Genomic DNA, 26,184 nt, shown 5'->3' with positions numbered 1-26,184 from the left:
ATTAACCATTAAATATGCGATAACTTAGAAGCTATACCGCAAGCCAATCTGCACCTGGTATGGGTTACCCGACGGCGTTACGACACCGGCAGTGTTCACACGGTAAACAAACTGGTTTTTTGTTCTGTCGAAGTTTGGCTGCGCAGGCTGACCATTTGCAGCAGGGATACCCAATGCATAGAGCGCCTGAGTACCCAGCGACTTGTTGCGGCCCCAATCCTTGTTGAGGAAGTTGGCAAAGTTGAATACATCGGCAGAAACTTCAATGGCATGTGTTCCGGCGATCTTGATACGCTTCGAAGCACGGATGTCGAACACACCATAGAAGCCGTTGATACCACCGTTTCTTTCAGCGATTTTACCGGAGTTCTTGGTGATATAATCCTTAATGCTTTGGCTTGCGTCCGGGTTGTCGAGAATGGCTTGAAGGCCCTTTCTCACGTTTTCAGGGACGCTCGGGTCGTTTCTGTCGAAAACGTATGCAAGGTCGTTCGTCCCTACGAAGTCGCCATTGGTATTGCCACCCGAAAGCAAAGTGTAGCGGGTGCCACCGATGCCTGAATAGCGAACGCCTACATTTACACCCCAGAAGCTGGGCAGGGAGCCGTAGAATACGATTTTGTGGCGGAACTGGTTGTCGGAATACGACATCAGGCTCAGGTTGCGCGGATCGTCCCTTACCGGCAATGAAAGCGTCGCGCTGTTCGCAACGTTACCGTTGAAAGAGGTGTTGTCCTTCACATCATTGTAAGTATAGCTCAAAGTGATCTCTCCGTCGCGGAAATACTGGTATTTCACATCAGCCACAAAAGAGAATGCATTGACTTTTCCGTCGCTGTTCAGTTCCAGTACACGGCCGAATTGCGTGGATTTACGTCCTTTCAACCAGTCGCCGGCACCATTGGTTGGCATACTTTCCCCACCAGGTACGAATACGCCGCGGTTTCCTTCATTTGCCAGGCGGAAGAAAGGCTCGTCAACCATGTTTCTGTCCACGTACATATAGTTGTTGCGGCCCAGGCTCATGTAACCAGCAATACCCACTTTTAGTTTGTCGGTCAGGTACTTAGCGTAGGAAATGTTGGCCTTGTAAATGATGGGGACGCGCGCATCTTTCGCATTGGTATTGATCGTCGGCAGCTGGAATTGTGCCAAAGTCGGAATGCTGTTGTAATTGGCGCGGTAAGCTGCAAAATCCGGAGTAGGGATGTTCGGGCTGCGGACATCGACGGTCGCGAGGTGCTTTCCATCGAATGTCAGGTTGTTGATCACCACATAGTTGTTGATGTCCGAAGCGAATACACCACCGCCAATGCGGAAAATGTCGGTATGCTTGTCGTTCACATCCCAGGTGAATTGTACACGCGGCTGCACCACGAATGACTTGATCTTATTGTCGGTGCGGATTTTCAGTGCGTCATACAAAGTCTGGTTTAAAGGCGAGCTCGGGTAATGCGCATAGTCGAGACGTAAACCAGCCACCACATCCAGGCCCGTTGCAAGGCTTGTTTTTAACTGACCGTAAACACCTGCGTTCCAGATCGTACCTTTTACCGACCAGTCGTCCATCAAAGGTACTTCGCGGTAATAACGGTAAGGTTTGAGGTCATTGAACTGGTCGAGGGAAGTTTTGCCCGCGGCAGCGTCCACGTTGTAGTGAAAACGACCGTTCACCTCCGAACCATAAGTAGAGTGCGAGCGGGTCATCATCATATCTACGCCGAAGGTATACTCCACCTTGTCGGTGTTATAATACAGGTTATCCACCAATTGCACCACATTGTTGGTAAAACGCTCCTGTGCGAAACGGTGGCCGCCCATCTGGATGTTTGTTGAACGCGAATTGCCGTCGCTCAATACCGAGTTGACATTCTCCACGATGGCTCTCGGAATGTTGGCTGCGGGAAGCTGGTCGCCGGGAGCACTTTTTTGTTTGACAAACAAGTGCTGCACTTTCAGCTCGTTGGTCACTTTAGAATTAAGCGTAGAGCGAAGCGACGCCAGCAAGCTGTTATCCTGGTTGAAGTCGTTTCCGTAAGATTCGTAAGCGTTGATCGTCGTGTTATCTGCCAGACCGAGCTTGTTACGGTCATTGGTGTAGTTGTTGCGGATCGTCAAAAGGTTTCTGTTGTTCAGCTGCCAGTCGAGCCGCAAAAATGCTGCGTCGGAACCGCGTTTCTTGTCAAATGATCCAAATTGCGGAGTATCGGACATGCCATATTTGCTGCGGGCGATGCTCACGAACTGGTCGAGCGTAGCGCGGGTAACGTTGAAGCGGTTTTCGTCAACCGGGCTGAGAATGTCGGCGATAATCAGTGGACGGCTGTCCTGCTGATGGTCCCATGCCATGAAGAAATGCAGCTTATCTTTCAATATCGGTCCGCCGAGGGAGAATCCAAACTGGTTCGTAGAAAACTTGTTATTGATCCTGTTTCCACGAATATCATAAGGGCTCGACAGCCAGTCGGCGCGCGTGTAGTTGAATGCGCTACCGCTCAGTTGGTTGGTGCCGGATTTGGTCACCGCGCTGATGGTACCGCCGCCGCTACGGCCATAGGTAACGTCATACTGGTTGGTGATTACCTGAAACTCGCGTACGGCTTCAATCGAAATAGAGTAGGGTGCACCGCTTCGACTGGTAGTGGCACCAGCAGAAGTAGGGTTTTTGGAGCTCATACCATCGATGGTATAACCCGTTGAAGAACCCAGTTGACCCGAAATATTACCACCGCGGCTCAATGGCGAAAGATCCATCAGGGAGGTAAAATTACGTCCGTTTACGGGCAGACGGGTAATATCTCTGGCCGAAATGGCTGTGGAAGCACCCAGGTTTTCGATCTTGTTCTTGATACCCGAAGCTACTACGCTTACAACCTCCAGCGTCTGGCCGGCCTCTTTCATACTCATTTTAACCTTCACCGCGTCACCCTGGTGGAGTAGGTAACCAGTCAGTTTTTGTTCGCCAAAACCAATGTAAGTAGCCGTGACGGTGTAAGGACCACCCAATGGAAGTTCCTTGAAGGCATATTCGCCTTTTGCGTTGGTAACGGTTCCCGTTGTGAAGCCTGTTGATTCGTTTTTCACCTGAACGGTAGCGCCCGCCAGTGCTGCATTCTGATCGTCGGCAATAGTACCAGAAATCGACGCCTGCGTGGTTTGAGCCCTCAACAATACGATGTTGCCAAAGCAGCAAAGCAATGTCAGGATGATAGGAAGTAAAAATCTCTTATGCATGAGCATGTTGTTGGTTAAACAAAATTTGCCGCAAAAGAAGAGGATCTACTTGTCCAGGGTGTTATTAGAATATTATATAATTGTAAAGTCGCAGATACATGCGATTCTACCGTCCATGAGCGCCCCGAAAAAAAGTTTAGATTTTTTTTCGCTCTGTTGTCCAATATCAGAAAGCCCGTCCGTCATAACCATGAATGCACGATCAACGCATTCGATTATCAAAATTCATTCAAACGATATTACCCATGGAACAACGAATCAATCTTCTGGAGAAAGGACAAAAAGCAATCAAAGCCATGTACGGACTGAGCGGTTATCTTGCCAAATCACAGGTCGAGAGACGGCTATTAAATCTGATTTACTTTCGCGTATCGCAGATCAACGGCTGCGCATTCTGCCTTGACATGCACTCCAAAGACTTGCGGGCAGAAGGCGAAACCGAACAGCGGCTATATTTGCTGAATGCCTGGCGGGAGGCCCCCTTTTACTCCGAACGCGAACAAGCAGCATTGGCATATGCCGAAGCCGTGACCGTCCTGAAAGACCGCGAAGTGACTGACGAAGTATTCGACGCCATCAATGCCCAGTTTACCGACGAAGAGATCATCGATCTCACGCTGGCCATCACCACCATCAACTCCTACAACCGCTTCAACATCGCATTCCGCACCGAAGCCGGAAGCTACGAGCCGGGCCAGTTTGCTGCACATTAAGCACTTCATCAACGTTTGCCTGCTGTTCTGAGGGATCAGTCAGCGGGCAAACATTTAATAGCAATCTATCCCACCACTTTCACAAGCGCGGCAACTTCCTGGTCAGCCAGCCCGAGGGATTCCGCTTTCTGCAGCAAGTCGCTGATCGCTTTAACAAAATCCTCCTGCGCACCCGCTTTCCTGAATGCATGGTGAATGCGCTGTGTGGCGGCGATGCTGATCGACAGCGGACTTTGGCTGACCCTAAAATCGCCCTTTTCCACCACACCGATCTGGTGTTTGAAAAACTCCGTAAACCCGGGTGTGATCTCGCCCAGTATTTCACTGAATGCATCGAGCGGTAAGCCTGTTTTTTGTGCGAGCACAATTCCATGGATCAGGCCGGTGTAGGAGCCATAGAGCCAGGTCAGTGTAGCGAGGTCCATGGCCGAAGCCAATGCCGCCCGGTTACCCAGGTATTTGATATTTCCTCCAAAAACGGCCAATGCGTCCCAGCTGCGTTGGAAATGATCCTGATTGCCTGAAACAATAATGGTGGTTTCGGGCAGGCCCATCTGGTCCGGCCCAACCTGGATAGCTCCATTGATATAACCCGCATTTATGTGCGCAAGCGTCGTTTCCAGTGTTTCGGCCTCCTGCGGATCAGCGGTAGTGAAGTTGATGAGCGTTTTGCCGCCCAGAATGGATTTGTCACTGATATGATCGAGAACACGGTCTACTGCCGCATAATCCAGCACGCATATGACGATCAGCGGGCTCTGGCGGACTACTTCTTCGACGTCCTCAAACACTTTTACGCCCGCAATACTGTCGCCCTTCGCGCGGGTGCGGTTCCAGACCGACACGGTATAACCTTTCGCAACCAGCAATTCGGCAAGCTTTGTACCCATTTGTCCTAAACCTATGATGGTGATTTGTTTTGTGTTCATTTTCTGTTCGTTATAATTTGACGGACACAAAATTCGGGTTTTGCAGGGCCGCCATCAATTACCGAAAAAAGATTCGGTAACCGAAAATTTATTCGGTATTAACTAAATTGGGAGTGAATAAAACGATCATGACCAACCTATTCATCAGCGATATGTACCAGCGGAAAACACCCGAAGACCTCCAATGCGGCATCACCATTGCCATGAAAGTGTTCGGTGCAAAGTGGAAACCATGCCTGCTAGATGCGATCCAGCGGGGTTTTCGCCGGCCCAGCGAAATGCATCGCGAGATCAGGGGGGCCACCCCGCGCGTGCTCGACATGCAGTTGCGTGAACTCGAAGTGAGCGGGATCGTCGAAAAGCGGCAGTCGGCGGGTTTTCCGCTCTACACCGAATACACGCTGACAGACATTGGACGGAGCATTATGCCGGTTATCGATCGAATAAATGAATGGGGGCTTATGCACAAGGAGCTCTTGAGGGAGGTAGATCTTCAATCCATGTCCTTGTAATGCCTTACCTTCTGGAACATTTCGATGAGCGTGGATACATGAAGTTTTTCAAATATCCGTGCCTTATAGGTGCTTACAGAACTTTCGGTAAGATGTAGTTGCGAGGCTATCTCCTTGACCCAGAAGCCTTCGATCAGCATATCCATGATCGTGATTTCCCTGGCTGACAGTTCCAGGAGCGGATTATCTGCCTGGTAATGATGCTTGTCGAGCTGGTTCAGCAGTTCCACTTTGATTCTCGGACTTACGTACCTGCCGGTATCCGCCACAGATATAATGGCAGTTTGTACTTCTTCGGTACACGAATTTTTTGACACAAAACCATTTGCGCCCGACCGCAGATAATGGATGCCGTAAATACGCTCTTCGACAGCCGAGAAGACCAATATGGGGACATTTTTCTGAATCGCACGCATCATTGCTATCATCTCAAATCCCTGTCCGTCAGGAATCTGAATATCAAGGATAATAAGATCCTGCGGTTGCCTTTCAAGCTCGGCCAAAGCTGCATTGAAAGACCCTGTTTCATGAATGGCAGCTGTTTTGAATAAATCCAGTACGAGTAGTTTTGTTGCAAGCCTGATAATCTGATAATCTTCTACGATCAAAATGTTTTTCATCCGGACATTTTCAAATTCAGATAAGCATTTTCACACGGCCGTTTCAATATCAAAAGGAAATTCTGAAAATAAAAGTAATTTGATTTCTAATAAAGTATTCTGACAAAAGTCGTACCACCTTTCCCGACTTATTGTGTCTGACGTTCGCGTATATACGGAAGCGGGATGAACGGTGATCAGGATGTGAAGTACTGGATCACATTAGCCGGGTCCAGCACCAGTTCGAGGTCCACACTGAATTCGGAATCGGTCTGCTGCACCGACAATTTGTGTCTGTCGGGATAAAGTAATTGGAGTCGTTTCGAAGTATTGCTCAAACCGAAGCCTCCCACCTTGTCGTTCTGCACCCGCTTTTGTAGTCGGACATTTTGGGGGATATTATTTTTTATTTTGAAATATAAAGTGTTGCCATCGAGTATTATAGAAAGGTCTACGTAGGATGCATACTTGCTTTTGGCGGTGCCATGTTTGAACGCATTTTCGACGAATGATACCAGCAGGAGCGGGGCGATGAGGTACTCGCCGGGGTTGCCTTTTAACTGATAATTAATCGTCACCTTGTCGGAGAAACGAGTACGCTCGAGGTCCAGGTAATTTTCGATGTAACCGACTTCACTGGATAGTACCACACTTTCCTTGCTCGATTCGTAAAGACTATACCGCATCAGATCGGATAATTTAAGAACTAGGTCGGCAGCTTGTTCATCCACATCTACCGTTTTGGTATAAATAGCATTGAGCGTATTGAATAGGAAATGCGGGTTGATCTGTGATTTGAGAAAACTCAGTTCGAGATTGAGATTATTTTTTTGTAATTGTAAACTTTGCGTTTGGAGATTGAGATTGGTTTTTTCAAGTTGTAGCCGTTCCATTTCCAGCTGCATATTTTTTGTTCTGGAATTAATAATATCGCGCATAACCTTGATCGCAAGGAGGGGTGTGATATAATATAAACTCCACGTATAGTCGGCGTATGCAATGTCGAAATTTACGAAACAGCTAGCCCAATGGCTGCGGGTTTGATAAAAGCCCCATAATTTGCTCACATAAATAGGATTATCTGCAGATCCGTTCGTTATAGAAGCCAGGTACATGATCTCATAATAATTGGTAAGGTGCACCAGCAGACATATGATAAGTATGCTTATAATCAGAGAGATTATTTTTCTGGTGTACAAAAAGCGTGGGAACACTACATAGCCAAGCAGGTAGAATACTGAAATGGATTGCAGGAAAACTACAACAGAAGCATGCCATACTACTTGCAGATTGTCCCTGGTGAGTGCAGGAATACTATAATACCGCACGATGCACCAGAGCGCTATCCATGCCAGTAAATGATAAATTATTCTCGTTATTTTTGCCCTTTTTTCAGAAGAAATAGGATTGAAACGCATAACCTGTCAGATTCTGTTCTTCTGTAACGCCGCTAGCACATTAGCGCGATAGGTTACGCCTATCGGAATTTTCCGCCCGCTGTTCGTGGTAATCTCATTGCCTTCAATTTCTCGTATCACTTTTTTATTGACGATATAGGATCGGTTAACCCTCAGAAACTGCGCAGGAGGCAATGCTTCTTCGATCTTGGCCATTGTCATATGAATCACCGCAACGCGGTCCGCCCAATATAATTTGAGATAATCACGCATGCCCTCAATGAAATGTATTTCACTGGGTGCTACTTTAATGAGTTTTTTATTCTCTTTCAATAAAAGAAAGTCATTTCGGGTGCCGGAGAACGCGGTATCCGGTAGGTGTTCCAGCGATTCTTTGCGGGATGAAACAGATTCATGGGTCGTCTCGGAACCGCCCGGCAAATGTTTCTGGAAACGCACGCTGTCCACCTTGTTGACGGCCTTTAAAAACCTTTCAAAAGAGACTGGTTTGAGAAGGTAATCGGTCAGTTCGTGCTCGTAGCCTTCCAGCGCGTAGGAGGGGTCGGCCGTAATCATGATCACGGCGGGACGGGTGGCAGGAAGGAGCTTTAAGAGCTCAAATCCGGTCATTTCGGGCATTTCAATGTCAAGGAATACTATTTCCGGCTTCACATCCCTGATCAGGAACAGGGCATCGGTAGCACTCTCGGTAGAGCCGACCAATTCGAGAAAGGGAACTTTCTGCACATATTTTTCAATCAATCGGCGTGCATCAGCCTCATCGTCTACAATTATACACCGCAACCTGCCGGGAGACAACATACTCTGACCTTAACTACTATACTAAATTTCATTCGTCTGCAATAATATAGGTATTGGTCGAAATTAATGCATAATTCGGCGAAATTATTTTAGTTCGCCACCGATTTAGGATTACTTTAAACCCGCTAAGGAAAAGATGCTTTCCGGAAGAATTAAAGAAGCTATTGGCCATGATAAAAAACATACAGGAATTGCATTTAAAGGAGGGTTTAAAGAATACCCGTCTCTGTTTCATACTAACCACTATTATACTTCATTTGCAAACTTTGCCGGTAATCCGGCATTCCACGGTTTGATTTTAGCGAAATTAAACAGGTGATCTCTCACGTCCAGGTACTCCCGGGTATTGAATATGTTGTTTTGATTTGGATTTAAGCTGGAAAATGACAACTTTTATCTAAGAAAACAACAATCCGGGCTTGTACTGGAAAATGATAACTTTTATAAGTAAAATGGGTGCTTAAAAATTGAAAAGCTCCTGGCATTTTGTCAGGGGCTTTTTTGTTTTCCATTGCGCGAAATCATACGGTCAATTAATTCGGATTTGGGAAAGTATCGCATCCGTTTTTGTAGCTGAATATCGACAAGCCTGTCATTGATACGAGGCAGATGACGGCCGATTAACCCTTAGGTATCATCCGCCTTGTTTGACGTTTTTAAGGTCGTCGTTATTGATCTTGCGTCCCGAGCCTTGCTTGAATAGCCCGCCGAACTCCCAGTTGATCGATAGTTTTACCGAGCGCATCAGGTATTGGTTGCGCATGATCGAATAGAATTCCGGTGAACTTACGACCTCCTTTTGAGATCGATACGAGCCAAAGGGGCTCACAGTCGTGAGCGTGACCGATAACTTGCGTGCGGGAAACTCTTTCTTTGCTGAAAAGCTATAATAAAACCAAGCGCCTTCGAAGCCTTGCAGCTCGATACTGCGGGCATCATAGTCGCCGTATGCCTGTACACTGTAATTTCCGGGTAGTTTCACGCTTGTATTGACATTGATTCCCCAGGCAGCGCCCTTGTTGTCGATCCCGAGTACGCCGCTTTTGAAGTGCGCCCGACGAATGTTGGCGTTGCTGTTGATCTTCCAGTCGGGCAGGACCGAGAACGACGTCGAGAAATTAAGACCATATTGCGCATTGGAGGCAAGGTTCTGCTTGGTGGTAGTGGCCGCACCCGCGGCGTCCATGGTTACAATGCTTTCGATGGAATTATTGGTTTTTCTGCCAAATGCCGAGATGTTCAGAAACAGGTCGGAGTTCGTCTGCAATGCGTAGGTGAGCTCCATTTGGTTCACTTCCTCCGGTTTGAGCGAGGGGTTGCCAACAACGACATTTTTAGGGTCCTGGCTTTCGCGATTGGGGTTGAGGTCCCAGATCGAGGGGCGGGAAATGCGTTTGGTATAGCTTAATGTAAGATTATTGTTCGCATCGAGCTTCTTGAAAATAGTCGCACTCGGCACGAAATTCGAGAAATTGCTCGTGAAATGTACGCCCGCATCGCGCTGGTGGCCTTCGAGGAAAGTGCCTTCCATACGTGCACCCGCGTGCAGGGCCCAGCCGTTGCTCCATTTAAATTTGATTTGGGTATAAGCTGCCAGCACGTCCTGGCGGTAATCGAAGCGGTCGGTGCGGGACGGAATAGTACCGAGGTTTTCGGGTGTGCCGTTTTCGCTGGCTTGCACCTGGTAGTCGCTTCCTACGTTACGTAAAATGGCTTTCACGCCGCTTTCCAGCGCATGTTTACCCGACGTTGTGAGCGGCAGGATATAGTCTCCCTGGAACGTCCATTCGCGGTTGTGCGTGGTGTTGTCGTTGATTTCCCGGTACACGAGTGATTGCTCATCGTCGAACTGCTTAGCATTGTAATTGAAATCATCGATCGAGCGATTATACTGCGCCATCAGGTACAGCTCTTCGCCCGGTTTTCTGAATTTTTTGGTATAACCCAAATTCAGGTCCATCCCTTTATTGGGCGCTTTGGTTTTGACGGATTGATAGAACTGGTCGATGATCTGTCTATCCGGGGTAAGCCTGCTATTATGCTGATCGCCGTTTTGCGGCCAGTTGCCAAGCCAGCCGTTTGCCGAGAAATTGAAAGCATTGGCGCTATCGGCCAGGTATTCGATTTGGACATCCCCCGAGCTGTGTGGTTTGGCATTGTCGCGCAGGATCTCCTGACGGACTTTACCTGTCTCCGCACCATTCTGGAATGTGGTACGGTGGATGCTTGACAATTCCTTGTTGCGGAACCGGTGCAAATGAAGCGTTGAACTGACGTTCCACCTATCTCGGTTTATCGCGATGCGAGGATTAATTGCCTGTTCCAGGTTCCCACCCACTACTTCGATAGTGCCGCTCGTGCTCTGGTTCCCTTTTTTGGTGATGATATTAATAACCCCCGCCGCACCTTCCGCGTCGTATCGGGCAGAAGGGCTCGTGATCACCTCTACGGACTTGATTGATCCCGCAGGCATCATATTCAAGGCGTCGGCTGCATTGCGGGCCATTTGGCCGGAGTACTTTCCATTGATGAGAATGCGCAGGTTGGAATTTCCCCGCATGGTGACATTCCCAGCTGCATCCACATTGAGGATGGGGGCTTTTCTGAGTACGTCTGCCGCTGTTCCGCCGGTATTGCTGATGTCCTTTTCAGCATTGTAAATAAGCATCCCCGGCTGTTGCTCAACGAGTTGTTTCATACCCGTAACCGTTATGGCATCCAGTTGCTTTACGTCGGAAATCAGTTTTATGCTTCCGAAATCAAACGGTGCTGCGGAGGAGATTGTGAAAGCGATCCGTTTCTGGCGGTAACCTACAAACGATAAGTTGAGAAAATACGAACCAGTTTTAATATCCGTGGATTTGAAAAAGCCATTTTCATCGGAATAGGTAAGCGCCACTATCTGCTGCTGGTCGTCGAGAATGCTGATTGTGCCAAACTCAATGGCTTTGGAAGAAGCAGAATCTATGAGCGTCCCTTTGATCAGATAACCGGGCAATGTTTGAGAAAAGCTGGTTTGAGCGATCAATAGACTAATCAGAACCGACGAGAAGAAGCGGTAGCTATATTGAAATTTCATAAGGAAGAAAGCGTATTGCGGATGAATGCCGGAGAACGGAGGGGGCGCTTTTTGGTTTTAGCCTTTTTACCCCACCAGATGTAAAATCCGGTGATAGGTAAGCTTGTGCAGATCAGGCTGACTATGAAGAACAGGATTTTGGTGGGCATTCCGCCGACCGCGCCTACGTGCATGGCATAATTCGTCCGGCGGAGCCATTGGGCCACATCCAGCTCCGAGATTTGCGGCTGGCTTGCAGGTAGTACTTCCAGGGTATGTTGGTCGAGGTACACGTAGCGCCAGGAGCCATTATGCATATCCGTACACAGGTCGATGGGCTCGGAAGGCTTTTCAGGAAACGAAACGATGATCGCATCTTTGTTCAGCACCCCGATTTCCGTAACACCCTTTCGCCATGCCGCATCTATGTTTGCCACACTCGTCAATGGCACGTTTTGCGTAGTATCTGAAAACGCGCGTTCGTAGCGCTGAGGCGCTTGTCCACCAGAAACAAGCCAATAGAAGCTTTTATTGAACCATTGAAAACCCATGATCAACCCGGTAATCGCCAATATCAATGCGATGGTGAGCGAATAAAAGCCCAGCACGTTGTGCAAATCGTAATTGACACGCTTGAACTTCGCCCGCCATCTGATCGTCAACGCCTTGTCTTTTTCCGATTTTGTCCACTTCCTGGGCCACCAGAGTACTATTCCGGTGATTAACAGTATGAAAAATATCAGAGTAGCGTAGCTGACAATTCCCGTTCCGATTTTTCCTTCGATCCACAGACTGGTATGGCCATCGAGGATAAAATGAAAGAAATCCTCATGATCTACCATCGCCACGATCTCAGCTGTATAGGGGTTTACGTAAACGAGCGAATCGGAGTTGAGGCTGAAATGGGCCGTCTGGTCTTTGCCATGGTACCAAACGCTGTGAATCTCTTTATCGGGCAGCGCCTGTTTGACTGATTTCCACAATGCGGATGGTGGTAGCATGGCTCTGTTTTTGGGATTCGGGGCGTGCAGATGTTTTAGTGTCAGGGCTTCCAACTCGCTTTCAAAAACGAGGATGCAACCCGTGAAGCCCACTATCACAACTACAATGCCGGAAGCCAGCCCGAGCCAAAGGTGCAGCCATGCATTGATTTTTTTAAAGATATTCATTGGATACTGATTCTTATTTCGCCAATCTTTTGAAATAAGTAGCCCAACTGCTCATTTCCCGAAGGCCGTTTGGTGAAAAATGGCTTTTGGGAAGGTCATCGCGAAATGCGGCCGCGGCGCTTTCGTGTAAATTGGAAACACATTAACCTCTGTCAGGACACACTATGGAAATGGATGAAATCCCGAGCGGAAGATAATTACAGCCCGACAAATGAAGAGCAAGGTGTCGATATCCAAATGATCGTAGACCTGCTTGGCCTTACTCCTCAAGAGGTGACGAATGGTTAGGGAACGCTACTCACTTCAGCCGCTCCAACCGCAAGATATATTCGGTGTCGTCACTGAGTTTCAGCCCCTTTTTTAAAGACCCGGTTTCTGCATTGAGCATCCATACATAACACCCCTCTTTTCCTGAATTAACAGTAATATACACTGTCGCAATTTCAACGAGCACGCATTGGCGCGAAGTCCCCTTGTCGAGTGGAAGAGCGAGGCGGCTGGTGGTTTGATTTTCAAGATCGAGCAGAAAGAAGTCGAAATGAGGGACTTTGTAGTGGTCTTTCATGCCGGTGTAAAGCCCTTTGCGTTCGGTTCTGACGATGGCCTTGCCATTTCCCACGTACCAAAATCCATAGCCGTGATTTTTAATCGCAGACGTTGAGATATTGAAGAAGTATCCCGGGTCGATTTCATCCCTTGACTTTTTAATGCGGAAGATGCCGGTCGGTTTTTCCGGATAATTTCCGGATGCTATCCCCGGGCAGGCAATGAAGTAGAAATCCCCGTTTTCAGTCACAAATGAGTGGGTTTGCCGCGTATTCACCCCACCCGGGTAAACAGAACGAGTGTCTTTGAGCGTTTTGAGCGTTTTGAGCTGAGGATAATCGAGGATGGCGGTGTAAATGGTGTCGCCAGTGGTATAGTTGTCGAGCGAGGAGGAGTGGTAGCAGTAGCCAACGTATAATTTGTTTTCAAGAAACTGCGAAAAACCGATGGAGAGCCAGTTGTAGTTGCCGAAAGGCGCAGGTATGGGTACCGTGCCCTGTGTAATACTCAGGTCACGGACATCAATTTTTACATAACGCACTTTCCGGGCTTCGTCGTCGTAGCCGAGGATCATTAAGGAGTCTTGCGATAGCCAGTTGTAGTTTTCAACTGACGAAAAGCCCGTTACAGCAATGGCCGTGTCCCTCACAAATTCCCCTTTTCTAATCTTGTATCGCACGAAAGACCCGGTCCGGCGATCGACGCTGTAGTATTTGCCGTCGCGCACGATAAGGTCATAGTAAAGTGGCGCAGGAACGACGCTCGCACCAGATTTTTCGGGGTTAATTTCACCCGAAGCAAGCGAATCGATTTGAAGGATATATTCTTTGCCGTTTTTCATCATAGCATACACGCTGTACTTCTTTCCGGCGATAAGTTCTTTTTCCCTGGATTGTTCCCGGCAGCCGGGCAGCAGAGCCACGCAAAGCAAAACGAAGAGAACGAGGTGAACAAAACCCCGGTAACAATGTGCCATGAGTTAGGTTAAATATTGAACTGATGCATGAGCTGCTTTAAAACAAGCGGCGGGAGGCTTACCATGGCCCCTTCCTCGACGACGATCACTTCGCCCGTCTTTGCGTTGCCTCCATAGTTGAGGGCAATGTAATTTTGCCCTTTTTTTAGAGAAACCTTTTCCCGGTTCTGGGCAGGGTTGGCACAGGTGCCCTGAAAGATGAGTTCGATGTCCTCCTTAGGGCTGATCAGCACAGCCCCGCAGAAATCCATGATGCCGGTTTTGCTATTGAGGGCTACATTGCTTTTGGGGGCGATGGAAAGTGTAAAATCTTTCTCGTGAAGATCCCTGTTTTCCGTGCCCGAGCTATTGTTGAGCGCAATTACTTCCCGCGTGATGGATTCGTGCTTCCGACTATAAAGGACCGATCCCAATATGGCGAGCAGGCACGCAGCCACCGCGGGTTTCCATAGCAGGCGCGTCAGGCCGTGCTTTACCTTGGGAGCCGGCGTTTCTTGCGAAGAGGGTAGCACACTTGAGATTTCATTCCACATTTCGGATTGCAGCACCGCTTTTTCTTCGGGCAAGGTCCATTCCATGGTTTCGTCGGCACCGTCGCTTAGCAACCATTCTTCCACCGCAGCGTTTTCTTCGTCGGTGCAGCGGCCATGATGGTATTTTTCAATAAGTTCTTTACTGATCTTCATTCAAATACTACACAGTTCGGTTGGTGACGCTTCCTGAAAGTAAAAGTAGCATAAATTGAGTTTAGCCGTAAGCAGCACCCGCGATTCTAGTGCATATATTCGGCAAGGTTGGCGCGAAGTGTCGTCAGCGCCCGGGTAATGTGGTATTCGACAGCCCTTTCGGAGATCAGCAGCGACGAGGCGATTTCCTTGTTGCTTAGTCCTTCCTCGCGACTCATTTTGTAGACGCGCCGGCACTGGCAGGGCAGGGTGTCCACGAGGTCATCGACTTTGTTTTTGAGGTTGTTATAGAGAATGTCGTTCTCGGTGCAATGCGTGCGGTCGCAATAGTCTGCAAATGCGATCTGGTTATGCTCCTTGCGGGATTTGGTATTCCGAAGGTATTCAAATACCTTGAATTTGGCTGAACGAAGCAGGTAACGCTCCACGGAGGTCGTAATTTCCAGCTCGTCTTTCCGTTCCCAGAGCGATTTGAAGATTTCCTGCACCATCCCTTTCGCAGGTTCCGGGTCGCGGACAGTATGATAGCAAACCGCGTAAACCTTCTCCCAATGAGCCAGATATATCTGCTTGAAAGACGTTTCGTCTATCCGGAAAGGAGCGTTATCGGTAGTATGGGCAGTCATGCAATCGGGGCGCGAGCAGGTTCGATAGGCAAATATAGGCCTTTGTTTATAATAAGTCCAAATAAGTTTGGTGCGCTTGCGCCTTACATCCCCGGACGATTCCCCGAATGCTCCCGCCGCTTCGCCCCCGGATCCGTACGGTTGACCGCCCACCTGATTTCAAACACAGCGTGTTATGGAGAAATTTGGTTATCAATTCAAAATTTAGCCAATGAAAGCATTACTATTAGCCATGACATTTCTTTTCGCTACCAGCCTATACGCACAGGAAGGTACGCAAACGATTCGCGGGACAATCCGCGACGAAGTTTCCAAATCGCCGGTAATCGGGGCGTCGATACTACTCGTCCGCGAGGCCGGGACAAGTCCGGTTGGTGCTGTAACCGATCTTCGGGGCGAGTTCAGCATTCCGGGTGTGCCTGTGGGTCGCCAGTCTTTCCAGATCACAACGGTGGGCTACGAGCCGCAGCGCCTGTCGAACATCGTTGTGACGGCGGGCAAGGAAGTGGTTTTGAATGTAACCATGACTGAGGCGGTAGAAAACCTAAATGAGGTAGCAATTACAGCCGACCGCAAAAGCGATAAGTCTAAAACCAATAATGAACTGTCGCTCGTAAGCGGCCGGTCGTTTAATGTGGACGATACGAAAAGGTATGCCGGCGCATTGGGCGATCCGTCGAGGATGGCGGCCAATTTCGCAGGGGTAGTGTCCGGGGACGATTCGCGGAATGACATCGTGGTCCGCGGAAACTCGCCGTCGGGTACGCTGTGGCAGTTGGAAGGCCTTAATATCCCTAATCCTAACCACTTCGGCTCATTCGCGGCTACCGGTGGGCCGGTGAGCATGCTGAACAACAACGTCCTCGGTAAATCCGACTTTCTTACCGGCGCCTTTCCTGCCCAATACGGAAATGCCCTGGCGGCGGTGTTCGACCTGCAACTTCGCGAAGGCAATAATCAGAAACATGAACTAATGGGCCAGGTCGGCTTCAACGGTTTTGAACTCGGTGCGGAAGGGCCCTTTTCCAGGAATTCCAAGTCATCCTTCCTTTTGAATTACCGTTACTCGACGCTCGGGCTTTTCAAAGCGCTCGGTTTGCAATTCGGAACCGGCACTGCTATTCCCGATTACCAGGATCTGAATTTTAAAGTGGCCGTGCCAACCGGTAACAAAGGCAAGTTGACGTTTTTTGGCATAACAGGAAGCAGTGACGTGAATTTCCTGGGAAATGAGGTTGATACAACACTTTCGAATATGTACGGCACCGAAAACACCAACACCCGTGTGAAATACGGTACAAACATTTTTGGACTGGCCTACGAACACAACCTAACTGCCAAAACTTTCGCCAAACTTACCCTGGGTATGAGTACAACACGAGAGCGGTTCAGCGGCGATTCTATCAGCAATCCGGCGCGTGAAGCTTTCCTGAGCGGCGAAGCGAAATACAATACCTCCAAATACTCCGCGGTTTTGAATGTGAGACATAAAATGAATGCAAAAAGCAGCCTTTACGGAGGCATTACCGTAGATGTGCTCGATTTCGATCTGTACAGTCGCTCGATTTACCAGGGCGGGAAGATCGACACCGTTCGCGCGAATGTAAGTGGCGAGAATACAGTGCTCACGCAAGCTTACGGGCAATGGAAATACCGGCTTTCACAGGGACTGATCTTCACAACAGGAATCCATTTCCAGCATTATAACCTGAACAACAATGTCGCCGTGGAGCCGCGGGCCGGTTTGCAATACGTGTTTGGTAAAGGGCAATCCGTGAGCGTGGGGTACGGGTTGAATAGTCAGGCACAGAATATCTATACCTATTTTGTACAAACGCCGGACGAGTCGGGGCCGGTGCGGACTAACAAGGATCTTGGTTTTACCAAAAGCCATCACTTTGTGTTCAGCTATCAGAATCGGCTGACCGAAAACCTGTTATTGAAAATCGAGCCTTATTACCAAAAGCTTTACAATGTGCCGGTTGAGCAGCGGGCGTCTACCTATTCGGCTTTGAATATGGGCGCCTCGTTTGGGCCTTCGGACCGCGATAGCCTGGTGAATGAGGGCAGCGGCCATAATATGGGCGTCGAGCTTACTTTGGAAAAGTATTTCAACAAAGGCTATTACTTCCTGCTCACGACTTCATTCTTCGATTCGAAATACAAAGGCAGCGATAAAGTGGAGCGTAACACTGCTTTTAATACGAAATATGTGCTCAATGTGCTGGGAGGTAAGGAATTCCGCCTGGGTAACAACAATGTCCTGAGCGCCAATATCAAAACTTCGTTGGTGGGTGGTAAATACATTACGCCATTGAACCTGGCTGCGTCACGGGCGCGAGGTGTAGCCGTTTACGACGAAAACCGCGCTTATTCGTTCCGGCAAAGCGCCTATTTTCGCACCGACATCCGTTTTTCCTACCGTCGCGAGATGCGCCGGAGCACCATGGAGTTTTCGATGGATTTGCAGAACGTGACGGCCCGCAAAAACATTTTCCAGCAGACCTACAACCCGCGTACCAACGAGCTGGTGAACCAGTATCAGCAACCGTTTTTTCCGGTACCTTATTTCCGGTATACATTTTAATTGAAAATTGGCGTGTAAACGAGTAGTTTGCCCGCCGATATTCACTTGCGATGAAAGAAAAGGCTTATACGCTCAACGACAGGAATTGGCGGATCATCGGTATCCCGTTCATGGGAATGGTTATTGCCGTGATGATCGCCTTTGACGAATTCCTGAAACTGAGCCAGCATTTCTTCCTCAGTGTGCTTTTTTCTACGTTGCTCACGCTTACATTCTGGGAGGGGAACCGGTACATTATCATTTGGATGCGCCGCATTTTTCCGGAATATAACCAAACCGGCAGAAGGGTGGTTGCGGAGGCGGTGCTGGCGGTGGCCTATGTTTTCGTGGTGTCGCTGCTACTCGATGAAGTTTATTACAAGCCGGTTTATCACGTGAGCGCGCTGGCGATGGGTTTCCGGATCAGCATCGTGCCGACGGTGATCGTGTACCTGGTTTATGAGGCGGTTTATTTTTTTGATGCCTGGAAAATGAATGTACGGAAAACGGAAGCGCTGATGCGTGAAAATGTACAATCCCAGCTGGAAGTGCTTAAAAACCAGCTGGATCCGCATTTTTTGTTCAATAGCATGAATACGCTGGCGGCACTCATTGACGATGAGAACACCGCCGCGCAGGATTACCTCGAAAGATTGTCGGACGTGTACCGGTATGTGCTCGTAAGCCGGAACAAAAACACGGTATTACTGAGCGACGAAATCACTTTCGTGGATGCTTATGTGTATTTGAACAAGATTCGGTTCAGGGAAAACTTGCAGGTAGAAAAGCAGCTTTCGACAGCCACATTAGCGCAGCATGTCACGCCGCTGAGCCTGCAAATGCTGATTGAGAATGCAATTAAACATAATGTGGCCTCGCGCGAACACCCGTTGCGGATTGTGATCCGCGAGGAGGCCTCCGAATATCTGGTGGTGGAGAACAATATTTCGGAGAAGACCATTCTGGAAAAATCGACCCGGGTAGGGTTGCAGAACATTATCAACCGGTATAGCCTGTTGACCGACCGGGAAGTGGAAATAATCAGCGATGGGGAGCGATTTACCGTAAAGATACCGCTACTGGACCAGTTAGCGGGATAGATGACGACACCAGGGCGGGTTCCGCCCGATAGCTATGAAAATACTGATCATTGAAGACGAATATCCGGCAGCGGAACGGCTGGAAAAGTTGATTAAAAAACTCGATCCGCGGATGGAAGTGACTGCGGTGCTGGACAGCGTCGAGGCCGGCCGGAAATGGTTTGCGAACGCGGAACCGGTGGACCTTATTTTTTCAGACATCCAGCTCGCCGATGGTCTGAGTTTTCAGATATTCGAAGAATTTCCCGCGCACAGCCCGATCATTTTCACGACCTCTTACGACGAGTACGCGATCAAGGCATTCCGCGTCAAAAGCATCGATTACCTCCTGAAACCGATTAAAGCGCCCGAATTGGCGGAAGCGATCCGGAAATACGAGAATATTCGGGAAGATTTTTCTCCCAAAGCTTATGCGAGAAAGGTGGAAACGCTGCTGGATAGCCTTGAAATGACCAAGCGGCCTTTTAAAACACGGTTTCTGGTTAAAAACGGAGAACAACTAATCCCTGTCAACCAGGAGCACGTCGCCTACTTTTATACAGCTAACGAAATGGCATGCCTGGTCGCCAGCGACGGCCGGCAATACCTGGTCGATTATAAGCTGGAAGAGCTGGAATCGTTGATAGACCCTCTGAATTTTTTCAGGCTCAACCGGCAGTTCATTGCCCGTATCGACGCTATTCAGAAGATCCACACCTATTTTAATGGCAAACTTAAAGTGGAGCTGCGGCCGCAGACTTCTCAGGAAGTGGTTGTTAGCAGGGAAAAGGCACCGGCGTTTAAAGCGTGGCTGGAAACTTAGCCAATGCATTGGCATGTAACTGATCTGGTGGTTTGGTAGATTAAATAATAGATGACCGGTATGGCAGTGTTTTGTATCTGCTTGTTTACCTTTGTCTCAAACCAACCCTCGAAACATAGGTTTTCCCAGATGAAAATTCCTTTCCGCACCTTATCCAGGGCGTTCTTTGTCTGGACCATTCTACTGGTTGTTATACTCGGATCGTTCGTTTTTACGCTTTTGCTGACGCGCACAAAATCGCAGACGATCCGCGAGAATATCCAGGAACTCCGAAAGGATATGAATGGCTACCAGAAGATAGATAGTTGTATTTCGCTCCTCTATGTGGCAGAGAACAACAGCCGGCTCTTTATTATTACACAGGATTCAGCTTACCTTACGGCATTTTCGGGCCAGCTTCAGGATGTTTCCAACATTCTCAACAAGTTCGAAACCGAGCATGCCGACCGGCCTTCGGCATTGTCTGGCCTCATTCAAAGCAAGCGGGAAAGCAATGCGGAATTTATCCGGATGAAGATCCTGGTCGACAGCCTTTTTGCCCTCTCGGTACAACGCAGTGAGCAAATCCAGCACGAACAATCCCAACCGAAGCCTTCGCCCATTCGTGTGAAAAGGACATCCAAGGTCGATTCGGTGGTGTCTGAGGATATACAAAAGAAGAAACGCGGTCTTTTCAAAAGGCTGGCCGACGCTATTACGAACAAGCACGACGACGGTGCTGCCAAAGAGAAAACGAAGGTGATTATCCAGCGCGATTCGCTGGTAATGCCTTATCTGCTTGCCCGCGAGCTGGATTTGAGCCGTTACGACGAGTATAACCGGGTAAAAAGACAACTTAACGAGGCGGAGCAAAAATTACTCTTCCTGAATGGAGAGCTGTTTGCCAATCTGCAATTGACCCTTAAATCGCTGAAAGCGACCGAGGAAGAAAAAGCGAGGAATTTCAGGCGCCTGCTGCTGACCGAAACATCGAATGAGTTTGAAGAAGTAAATCACCTATTTTGGGCTGGCGCGCTTGTGGTCTTGCTGATGACAATCATTATCATCCGCAACCTGGTAAAACTGTACCACAACGACGAAACGATCGTCAAATATGCAGCGCTGGCCACCGAAGCTGCGCGGAATAAAGGGGAATTCCTGGCGCAGGTTACGCATGAAATCAGGACGCCGCTCAATGCAATCATCGGATTTTCCCAGCTCATGGACTCCGATCGCCTTGACGGCCAGATGAAGGAAAGCGTAGAAGCCATTCAAAGTTCGTCACGGATTTTGCAAACGCTGGTGAACGATCTGCTGGATTTTTCTAAATTGGAACGCGGTAAACTGACACTGCAATATCAGGCTTTCAGTCCGGTAGAGCTCGTCAATGAGGTGCTGGCGTTGATGAGTGTACTCGCGGGTGAAAAGGATATCGAAATTGTATCTAAAATCAACGTAGGGCGGGAAATATGCCTCTTAGGCGACGAGTTCCGAGTCAAGCAAGTGTTGATTAACCTGCTGAGCAATGCGGTAAAGTTTACGCCGACACATGGAAAGGTGTTGGTAGAAGCCAGTCTGGAAAGTGTCGAGGGACAGAAGAAACGCCTGAAAATCAGGGTTAAGGATTCTGGAATCGGTATCGCACAGGAACATTTAAAGGAAATATTCGAAGATTTCAGCCAGATTGACGGCGCCTCGGTAGGGAAGCAGGGCACAGGGCTCGGGCTGGCGATATGCAAGCGGATTGTACAATTGCACGGGGGCAAAATCTCAGTTGAAAGTGTGTTGGGGCAAGGATCGGAGTTCAAAGTAGCGATCCCGATGGAGGTGGCCGAAAAGCGGAAATCCGCCCAGAGCCAATCTCCTGTGACGAAGCAAGTAGTATTGCAGGGCAAAAAAGTGCTCGTCGCCGACGATACCAGACTGAACCTCGTACTGATGAGCAGGTTGCTTGAAAAGTACGGGCTCTCCTACAATTTGGTAGGCTCAGGGGACGACGCCCTCGAACTTTTCGAGAAGCATTCATACGACCTCGTGATCACTGATATCAATATGCCCGGCATGGATGGCTCCGAGCTAACCCGGCAAATCCGCAGCAATGCTGATCCGCTGAAAGCATCCACGCCGGTAGTAGGTTTTACCGGCGATCTGTCCGACCGCGACAAGGATTTTTACGCGGATCTGGGCATCAACGGTGTGCTGGGCAAGCCATTTTCGGAGAAGGAGTTTTTGTCGGTATTGACGTCAGTTTTCAGTGCGGGGACGACAGGCAACTCGCTCTCAAAATTACTCATCAAAGAACTCGATCAGCATGGCAAAAACAGACTTTAAATCCGTCGACGAATATCAGGATACATTTGGCAGCGAGAAGAAGGAGCGGCTGGCAGCAATCCGGAATGCGATCAGGGAGACGGCACCGGATGCCGAGGAAGTAATCAGTTACCAGATTCCGGCTTACAAGCATTTTGGATTTCTGATCTATTATTCGGCTGCGACAAACCACATTTCGTTGTCTTATCCTTACAGTGAGGCTTTGCTGGCGGAGTTCAAAACGGAGCTTTCCGGTTACAAAATGAGCAAGTCGGCGCTTCAATTGCCGGATAAGGACCCGCTGCCGCTCGACTTAATTAAACGCATTGTGGCCTATCGGATGAAGGAGAATGAACTGGCGGCGGCTTCGAAGCCCCAGAAGGCGAAGAAAAAATGAAGCTGTGGGGGCTGTATGACGTTTCTCAGTATCATAGCTAAGCGGCGTCAGTTTTCCTGCGGCGGTGGCCGAGTACTTTTGGATGAACTATCAAGACCTCATCCAGAAAACAATGCCGCATACTTTTCATATACCCGTCCTCGGACTGGGATACTCCATCGATACCCCCATTAAAGTCGCCCAGTATGGCATTTCTTCCGTCGCGTCCATCGTCGACGACGAACTGATCGAGCGAATGCGCGTACATTATGCCCGCCAGCGCGGGGAGGACGACTCGCCTATTGTCAAGTCGGAGCCGGACTACCGCAGCCGCAGGATCACGGCTTACCTCGACCTGATGCACCGCATGGTGACGGAAGAATTTGAAAGATTGAGAAGTCAGCCGTTCGGTGGCGATAATGATATCGATCGCTATTTCACCCTTTTACCTCCGACTTCCGACATGAAACTTCTGTATGATACAATGCTTGCGTTGGCCGAAGGCGCCGAACGGGATGCACAAGCGGCTGCTTTACGTGAGCAAATGGTAGCAGGGAGCATCGACGTGAATATCATGTCGAAAGTCGATAAAATGAATGTGGATAGCGACGGGAATGTGCTTGATGAAATTTATACGGACGCATTGGCCGCGCTCCGCGGCTTCGCATTGAGCAAATTATCATCTTCAATTATCCTCTCTGCGGGCATGAATCCACGTTTGTACAGTTATCTCGAAGTTTTTCCCGATTTCTTTCCGGACCAGGAAGGCAACTTTCGCAAAAAACTGATTCTTAAAGTAAGTGATTATCGCTCGGCATTAATCCAGGCGAAGTTCTTAGCCAAGAAAGGCATCTGGGTTTCCGAATTCCGCATTGAGTCGGGACTGAACTGCGGCGGGCATGCATTTGCCACGGAGGGGAACCTTCTGGGGCCGGTTTTGGAAGAATTCAAAAGCCGCCGCGCCGAAATGCTTACCGAGTTGCTAGCGCTCTACGAGCCTGCATTGGAAAACAAGCGTATTACGCTCACACGAACGCCGCGTACACGCATATCCGTGCAAGGTGGCATTGGTACCGCGGCTGAAAACGCATTCTTGCTGGAATATTACGGAATCGAAGCTACGGGCTGGGGAAGCCCATTCCTGCTCGTACCGGAAGTTACGAATGTCGACAAGACCACTTTGGATGCATTGGCCAATGCCGACAGCGATGCATACTATGTAAGCGATTCGTCTCCCTTGGGTGTGCTTTTTAACAACTTTAAAGACAGCACTGCCGAGAAACAGCGGCTCGAACGCATTGCGAAAGGACGTCCCGGCAGCCCGTGTCACAAACGTTATCTCGTTTCAAACACTGAATTCACCAAAGAACCGATCTGCACGGCTTCTCGCCAATATCAGCAATTGAAAATCAGGCAACTGCAAGCGCTCGATCCGCAGCCGGCCGACCTTCAAATGCAAATCAGCGCAGTTACCGAAAAGCTTTGCCTTTGCGACGGACTGAGTACAGCAGCGCTCGTTAAGAATAATCTGATCAAACCAAGGGAAAATCGTGCAGTAGCAATTTGTCCGGGCCCGAATCTGGCTTGGTTCTCGGGGGTTTATTCGCTGGACGAAATGGTGGGGCACATTTATGGAAAAATAGACCTGCTGGCGAGGCAACTCCGGCCCAATATGTTCATCAACGAATTGAATCTCTATGTCGATTATCTCAAAAAGGATGTAGAACGGCATACTGCCGCACTGAACGACAAGAAGGCCAAATACTTCTCCAAATTCCGTGCAAACCTGCTCGAAGGGGTCAATTATTACAAAAAGCTGATCCCGGAAATTACCAATCAGACCGTGGCCTACCGCCAGGAGATGATGGCGCAATTGGAGGCGATTGAGGCCGGGCTTTCATAGCTTGCCGGTCTTGTCCAATTCTCCGGAATGGAAGAGACTAATAGCAGAGTCGTAATCAGGATGGTTTTTTCGCAGAAGAATGGAGGCGTAGACTGTTAGTTTTGTTCTAAAAACATTGCCGCTCTCGTCGATCTTCAAGTCGTTGACAATGAATTCCCGGTCATGTTTTTCGACGGATGGATCACCAACCATATAGAACCACCTGTTGAACTTCGCATATCGCAAGTGCCCCCTACCGTCGAGTGGATCACAATAGTAAATGATAATCGGGTTATTCTCTTTTAGGAAATTGGCCAGAATAGCTATTACAGTATTTCTGAGCCGGGCATCAAGGCCCATAGAATGCTTATTCGTTTCGATAAAGAAGTTAAAGGCTTCCTCTATTTCAGGATTATCGGGGAAAAATCTTGGATCCTGGAATAGATTTACTTTCACGACGATGTCTTGCACCGTCGTGAATAAGAAGTAGCTGCCAAAACGCTCGTTGGGATAAACTTCAGTAGAATTTGATTCCAAGTGCGTCAAATTCGGCTTGTGACATTTCTCCCCGGCGGTAAGCGTCTATATCCCTCCTTGATTGCATCATTCTTGCAGCAATATTATTAAGTACAAGTCCCGGACGATTTTCAGGCGCAACTTCCTCACTTTCTGGAGTGGTCGCAGGTGTCGTTGTTTGTTCCATAGTTTGAAAGATTTTTGTGAAGTTCTTATCAAAACTAGAAAACCCCTATGAACTCTAGGCCGTTTAAACTTGACCAATGATCAGACGGAACTGATGAATACATTACCGGTAATATAACGAGTACTAATTCCGCATCCGAGCCAGTTTTTCATATTCCAGCACAGTGATATGGCTGCCTTTCATATCTACGAGGCGTTCGTCCTTGAAATCCGAAAGCGTCCGGATCACGGTTTCGGTGGCGGTCCCCACCATCGAGGCAATGTCTTCGCGCGTAACGGCCATTGAAAACGGTTTCGAACGGTCTTCCTGGTAGCGTTGCACAAGCATTACCAAGGCCTGCGCCACGCGTTTTCGCACCGAATTGTAAGCCAATTGAAGGAGTCGCTCTTCCCGGTCTTTAATTTCATTGGAAAGCATCCGGATAAATTTCGATGCAACTTCCCGGTTGCCTTGCAGCAGGTTGAAAAAATCATCCTTGGGGATCATCGCCACTTCCGATACTTCCAACGCGATGGCTGTTTCTTCATAGGGTGCGCCTTGGAGCAGATCGAGGTAACCGAAGAATTCGCCCTCTTTCAGAAGATCGGTAATGTATTCCTTGCCATTCTCATTCGATTTATAGGCCTTAACCTTCCCTTTTTGCAGAAAAAATACATGGGACGGAAAGCTGCCTTCGGTGTAGATCGTCTCTTTTTTTCTTAAAACCTTCACCTTCTTGTCCTCCGCCAGCTTCACGATCGGGTCGAATGCCTGTGCTTCCTTAATGAACTGGTCGAAGCCATCGGCAGAGCGTTCGAACTGCTTTTTCAGCCGGTCGCTCTTTTTAAGGCGCATTTCAACGGCATTGAGTAGCTCCACATCGTCGTAAGGCTTGGTAAGGTAGTCGTCCGCACCCATAGTCATTCCCTTACGGTAATCTTCCTTTTCGGCTTTGGCTGTGAGGAAAATGAATGGAATAGAGGCCGTGCGCTCGTCCTTGCCGAGCATATGCAGCACGCCGTAGCCGTCGAGTTCGGGCATCATAATATCGCAAATGATCAGGTCGGGGTGGTGGTGGGCGGCTTGCTGCACACCTTCCTTGCCGTTTCGGGCGGTGATGACCTCGTAGCTGGCGAGTTCAAGGATCTCAGCCGTATTTTCCCGCATTTCGGGGTTATCTTCTATCAAAAGTATTTTTCTCGCTTCCAAGTCTGGTACGT

General features: G+C 48.8%; 22 protein-coding genes. 9 read left to right on the top strand and 13 right to left on the bottom strand.

Going from position 1 to position 26,184, the window contains the following annotated elements:
- Positions 1-24 precede the first annotated feature (24 nt).
- A complete protein-coding gene (locus IEY24_RS14360; protein WP_498067796.1) occupies positions 25-3,234 on the bottom strand; it encodes a TonB-dependent receptor in 3,210 nt (1,069 codons plus the stop codon).
- A 245-nt stretch (positions 3,235-3,479) separates the two neighbouring features.
- On the opposite strand from IEY24_RS14360, the gene IEY24_RS14355 reads away from it, so the two are divergent.
- Positions 3,480-3,947, top strand: coding sequence for a carboxymuconolactone decarboxylase family protein (locus tag IEY24_RS14355; protein ID WP_188933172.1), 468 nt, complete (start codon positions 3,480-3,482; stop codon positions 3,945-3,947).
- 65 nt (positions 3,948-4,012) lie between these two features.
- Here the strand turns inward: IEY24_RS14355 and IEY24_RS14350 are convergent, their stop codons facing one another.
- Positions 4,013-4,906 carry an NAD(P)-dependent oxidoreductase gene (locus IEY24_RS14350; RefSeq protein ID WP_262892413.1) on the bottom strand — a complete coding sequence of 298 codons (894 nt, stop codon included), beginning with the start codon at positions 4,904-4,906 and terminating at the stop codon, positions 4,013-4,015.
- A 98-nt stretch (positions 4,907-5,004) separates the two neighbouring features.
- Here IEY24_RS14350 and IEY24_RS14345 point away from each other — a divergent pair, with 98 nt between their 5' ends.
- Positions 5,005-5,388: a winged helix-turn-helix transcriptional regulator gene (locus tag IEY24_RS14345; RefSeq protein ID WP_229222318.1), complete on the top strand. Its 384-nt coding sequence runs from the start codon at positions 5,005-5,007 to the stop codon at positions 5,386-5,388.
- On the opposite strand, the gene IEY24_RS14340 is transcribed toward IEY24_RS14345, so the two are convergent.
- The 3 genes from IEY24_RS14340 to IEY24_RS14330 all read right to left on the bottom strand — a co-directional run bounded on the left by IEY24_RS14340 (position 5,370) and on the right by IEY24_RS14330 (position 8,131).
- A complete protein-coding gene (locus tag IEY24_RS14340) occupies positions 5,370-6,008 on the bottom strand; it encodes a response regulator transcription factor (RefSeq protein ID WP_188933168.1) in 639 nt (212 codons plus the stop codon). The two genes, IEY24_RS14345 and IEY24_RS14340, sit on opposite strands and share 19 nt — an antisense overlap.
- Before the next feature lie 176 nt (positions 6,009-6,184).
- Positions 6,185-7,405 (bottom strand): sensor histidine kinase, encoded by a 1,221-nt coding sequence (locus IEY24_RS14335; RefSeq protein WP_188933166.1) that lies wholly within the window; start codon positions 7,403-7,405, stop codon positions 6,185-6,187.
- 6 nt (positions 7,406-7,411) lie between these two features.
- Positions 7,412-8,131, bottom strand: coding sequence for a LytR/AlgR family response regulator transcription factor (locus IEY24_RS14330; RefSeq protein WP_229222307.1), 720 nt, complete (start codon positions 8,129-8,131; stop codon positions 7,412-7,414).
- Between the two features lie 211 nt (positions 8,132-8,342).
- On the opposite strand from IEY24_RS14330, the gene IEY24_RS14325 reads away from it, so the two are divergent.
- Entirely contained in the window at positions 8,343-8,525 is a 183-nt protein-coding gene (locus tag IEY24_RS14325; protein WP_188933162.1) for a hypothetical protein, read from the top strand.
- A gap of 315 nt (positions 8,526-8,840) precedes the next feature.
- Here IEY24_RS14325 and IEY24_RS14320 read toward each other — a convergent pair whose 3' ends face one another.
- The 5 genes from IEY24_RS14320 to IEY24_RS14300 form a co-directional block, all read right to left on the bottom strand.
- Positions 8,841-11,285, bottom strand: a complete 2,445-nt coding sequence (locus IEY24_RS14320) for a TonB-dependent receptor (RefSeq protein ID WP_188933160.1) — start codon at positions 11,283-11,285, stop codon at positions 8,841-8,843.
- Positions 11,282-12,433 (bottom strand): PepSY-associated TM helix domain-containing protein, encoded by a 1,152-nt coding sequence (locus IEY24_RS14315; protein WP_188933158.1) that lies wholly within the window; start codon positions 12,431-12,433, stop codon positions 11,282-11,284. The genes IEY24_RS14320 and IEY24_RS14315 overlap by 4 nt, the downstream gene beginning before the upstream one ends.
- Before the next feature lie 298 nt (positions 12,434-12,731).
- Positions 12,732-13,955 (bottom strand): DUF4374 domain-containing protein, encoded by a 1,224-nt coding sequence (locus tag IEY24_RS14310; RefSeq protein ID WP_188933156.1) that lies wholly within the window; start codon positions 13,953-13,955, stop codon positions 12,732-12,734.
- Positions 13,956-13,963: 8 nt separating this feature from the next.
- Positions 13,964-14,641, bottom strand: a complete 678-nt coding sequence (locus IEY24_RS14305; RefSeq protein WP_188933154.1) for a hypothetical protein — start codon at positions 14,639-14,641, stop codon at positions 13,964-13,966.
- Positions 14,642-14,727: 86 nt separating this feature from the next.
- Positions 14,728-15,267: an RNA polymerase sigma-70 factor gene (locus tag IEY24_RS14300; protein ID WP_188933152.1), complete on the bottom strand. Its 540-nt coding sequence runs from the start codon at positions 15,265-15,267 to the stop codon at positions 14,728-14,730.
- 211 nt (positions 15,268-15,478) lie between these two features.
- Between IEY24_RS14300 and IEY24_RS14295 the strand changes: the two genes are divergently transcribed.
- The 6 genes from IEY24_RS14295 to IEY24_RS14270 all read left to right on the top strand — a co-directional run bounded on the left by IEY24_RS14295 (position 15,479) and on the right by IEY24_RS14270 (position 24,303).
- Positions 15,479-17,854, top strand: a complete 2,376-nt coding sequence (locus IEY24_RS14295; protein ID WP_188933150.1) for a TonB-dependent receptor — start codon at positions 15,479-15,481, stop codon at positions 17,852-17,854.
- 50 nt (positions 17,855-17,904) lie between these two features.
- Entirely contained in the window at positions 17,905-18,933 is a 1,029-nt protein-coding gene (locus IEY24_RS14290; RefSeq protein WP_188933149.1) for a sensor histidine kinase, read from the top strand.
- A 34-nt stretch (positions 18,934-18,967) separates the two neighbouring features.
- Positions 18,968-19,735 (top strand): LytR/AlgR family response regulator transcription factor, encoded by a 768-nt coding sequence (locus IEY24_RS14285; protein WP_188933147.1) that lies wholly within the window; start codon positions 18,968-18,970, stop codon positions 19,733-19,735.
- 129 nt (positions 19,736-19,864) lie between these two features.
- The gene (locus IEY24_RS14280) at positions 19,865-22,045 is read left to right on the top strand and encodes an ATP-binding protein (RefSeq protein ID WP_188933145.1); all 2,181 of its coding nucleotides are present in this window, start codon (positions 19,865-19,867) and stop codon (positions 22,043-22,045) included.
- Positions 22,026-22,421 carry an iron chaperone gene (locus IEY24_RS14275; protein ID WP_188933142.1) on the top strand — a complete coding sequence of 132 codons (396 nt, stop codon included), beginning with the start codon at positions 22,026-22,028 and terminating at the stop codon, positions 22,419-22,421. Before IEY24_RS14280 ends, IEY24_RS14275 begins: the two co-directional genes overlap by 20 nt.
- 82 nt (positions 22,422-22,503) lie before the next feature.
- Complete coding sequence (locus IEY24_RS14270) at positions 22,504-24,303, top strand: hypothetical protein (RefSeq protein WP_188933140.1); 1,800 nt, start codon at positions 22,504-22,506, stop codon at positions 24,301-24,303.
- On the opposite strand, the gene IEY24_RS14265 is transcribed toward IEY24_RS14270, so the two are convergent.
- From IEY24_RS14265 to IEY24_RS14255, 3 genes are all read right to left on the bottom strand, one after another.
- Positions 24,298-24,819, bottom strand: a complete 522-nt coding sequence (locus IEY24_RS14265; RefSeq protein WP_188933138.1) for a DUF6169 family protein — start codon at positions 24,817-24,819, stop codon at positions 24,298-24,300. The genes IEY24_RS14270 and IEY24_RS14265 overlap by 6 nt on opposite strands.
- A complete protein-coding gene (locus IEY24_RS14260) occupies positions 24,800-24,985 on the bottom strand; it encodes a hypothetical protein (protein ID WP_188933136.1) in 186 nt (61 codons plus the stop codon). Before IEY24_RS14260 ends, IEY24_RS14265 begins: the two co-directional genes overlap by 20 nt.
- Positions 24,986-25,108: 123 nt before the next feature.
- The gene (locus IEY24_RS14255; RefSeq protein WP_188933134.1) at positions 25,109-26,173 is read right to left on the bottom strand and encodes a response regulator; all 1,065 of its coding nucleotides are present in this window, start codon (positions 26,171-26,173) and stop codon (positions 25,109-25,111) included.
- Positions 26,174-26,184 lie beyond the last annotated feature (11 nt).

The sequence above is a fragment of the Dyadobacter endophyticus genome, assembly GCF_014641595.1.
In the GTDB taxonomy this organism is placed as follows: domain Bacteria; phylum Bacteroidota; class Bacteroidia; order Cytophagales; family Spirosomataceae; genus Dyadobacter; species Dyadobacter endophyticus.
This window is presented reverse-complemented; position numbering and strand designations above follow the sequence as displayed.

Excerpts from the sequence above, each read along its gene's own strand:
- IEY24_RS14360 (WP_498067796.1), bottom strand. The coding sequence starts at position 3,234 with ATGCATAAGAGATTTTTACTTCCTATCATCCTGACATTGCTTTGCTGC.
- IEY24_RS14355 (WP_188933172.1), top strand. The coding sequence starts at position 3,480 with ATGGAACAACGAATCAATCTTCTGGAGAAAGGACAAAAAGCAATCAAA.
- IEY24_RS14345 (WP_229222318.1), top strand. The coding sequence starts at position 5,005 with ATGACCAACCTATTCATCAGCGATATGTACCAGCGGAAAACACCCGAA.
- IEY24_RS14340 (WP_188933168.1), bottom strand. The coding sequence starts at position 6,008 with ATGAAAAACATTTTGATCGTAGAAGATTATCAGATTATCAGGCTTGCA.
- IEY24_RS14335 (WP_188933166.1), bottom strand. The coding sequence starts at position 7,405 with ATGCGTTTCAATCCTATTTCTTCTGAAAAAAGGGCAAAAATAACGAGA.
- IEY24_RS14325 (WP_188933162.1), top strand. The coding sequence starts at position 8,343 with ATGCTTTCCGGAAGAATTAAAGAAGCTATTGGCCATGATAAAAAACAT.
- IEY24_RS14320 (WP_188933160.1), bottom strand. The coding sequence starts at position 11,285 with ATGAAATTTCAATATAGCTACCGCTTCTTCTCGTCGGTTCTGATTAGT.
- IEY24_RS14315 (WP_188933158.1), bottom strand. The coding sequence starts at position 12,433 with ATGAATATCTTTAAAAAAATCAATGCATGGCTGCACCTTTGGCTCGGG.
- IEY24_RS14310 (WP_188933156.1), bottom strand. The coding sequence starts at position 13,955 with ATGGCACATTGTTACCGGGGTTTTGTTCACCTCGTTCTCTTCGTTTTG.
- IEY24_RS14305 (WP_188933154.1), bottom strand. The coding sequence starts at position 14,641 with ATGAAGATCAGTAAAGAACTTATTGAAAAATACCATCATGGCCGCTGC.
- IEY24_RS14300 (WP_188933152.1), bottom strand. The coding sequence starts at position 15,267 with ATGACTGCCCATACTACCGATAACGCTCCTTTCCGGATAGACGAAACG.
- IEY24_RS14295 (WP_188933150.1), top strand. The coding sequence starts at position 15,479 with ATGAAAGCATTACTATTAGCCATGACATTTCTTTTCGCTACCAGCCTA.
- IEY24_RS14290 (WP_188933149.1), top strand. The coding sequence starts at position 17,905 with ATGAAAGAAAAGGCTTATACGCTCAACGACAGGAATTGGCGGATCATC.
- IEY24_RS14285 (WP_188933147.1), top strand. The coding sequence starts at position 18,968 with ATGAAAATACTGATCATTGAAGACGAATATCCGGCAGCGGAACGGCTG.
- IEY24_RS14280 (WP_188933145.1), top strand. The coding sequence starts at position 19,865 with ATGAAAATTCCTTTCCGCACCTTATCCAGGGCGTTCTTTGTCTGGACC.
- IEY24_RS14275 (WP_188933142.1), top strand. The coding sequence starts at position 22,026 with ATGGCAAAAACAGACTTTAAATCCGTCGACGAATATCAGGATACATTT.
- IEY24_RS14270 (WP_188933140.1), top strand. The coding sequence starts at position 22,504 with ATGAACTATCAAGACCTCATCCAGAAAACAATGCCGCATACTTTTCAT.
- IEY24_RS14260 (WP_188933136.1), bottom strand. The coding sequence starts at position 24,985 with ATGGAACAAACAACGACACCTGCGACCACTCCAGAAAGTGAGGAAGTT.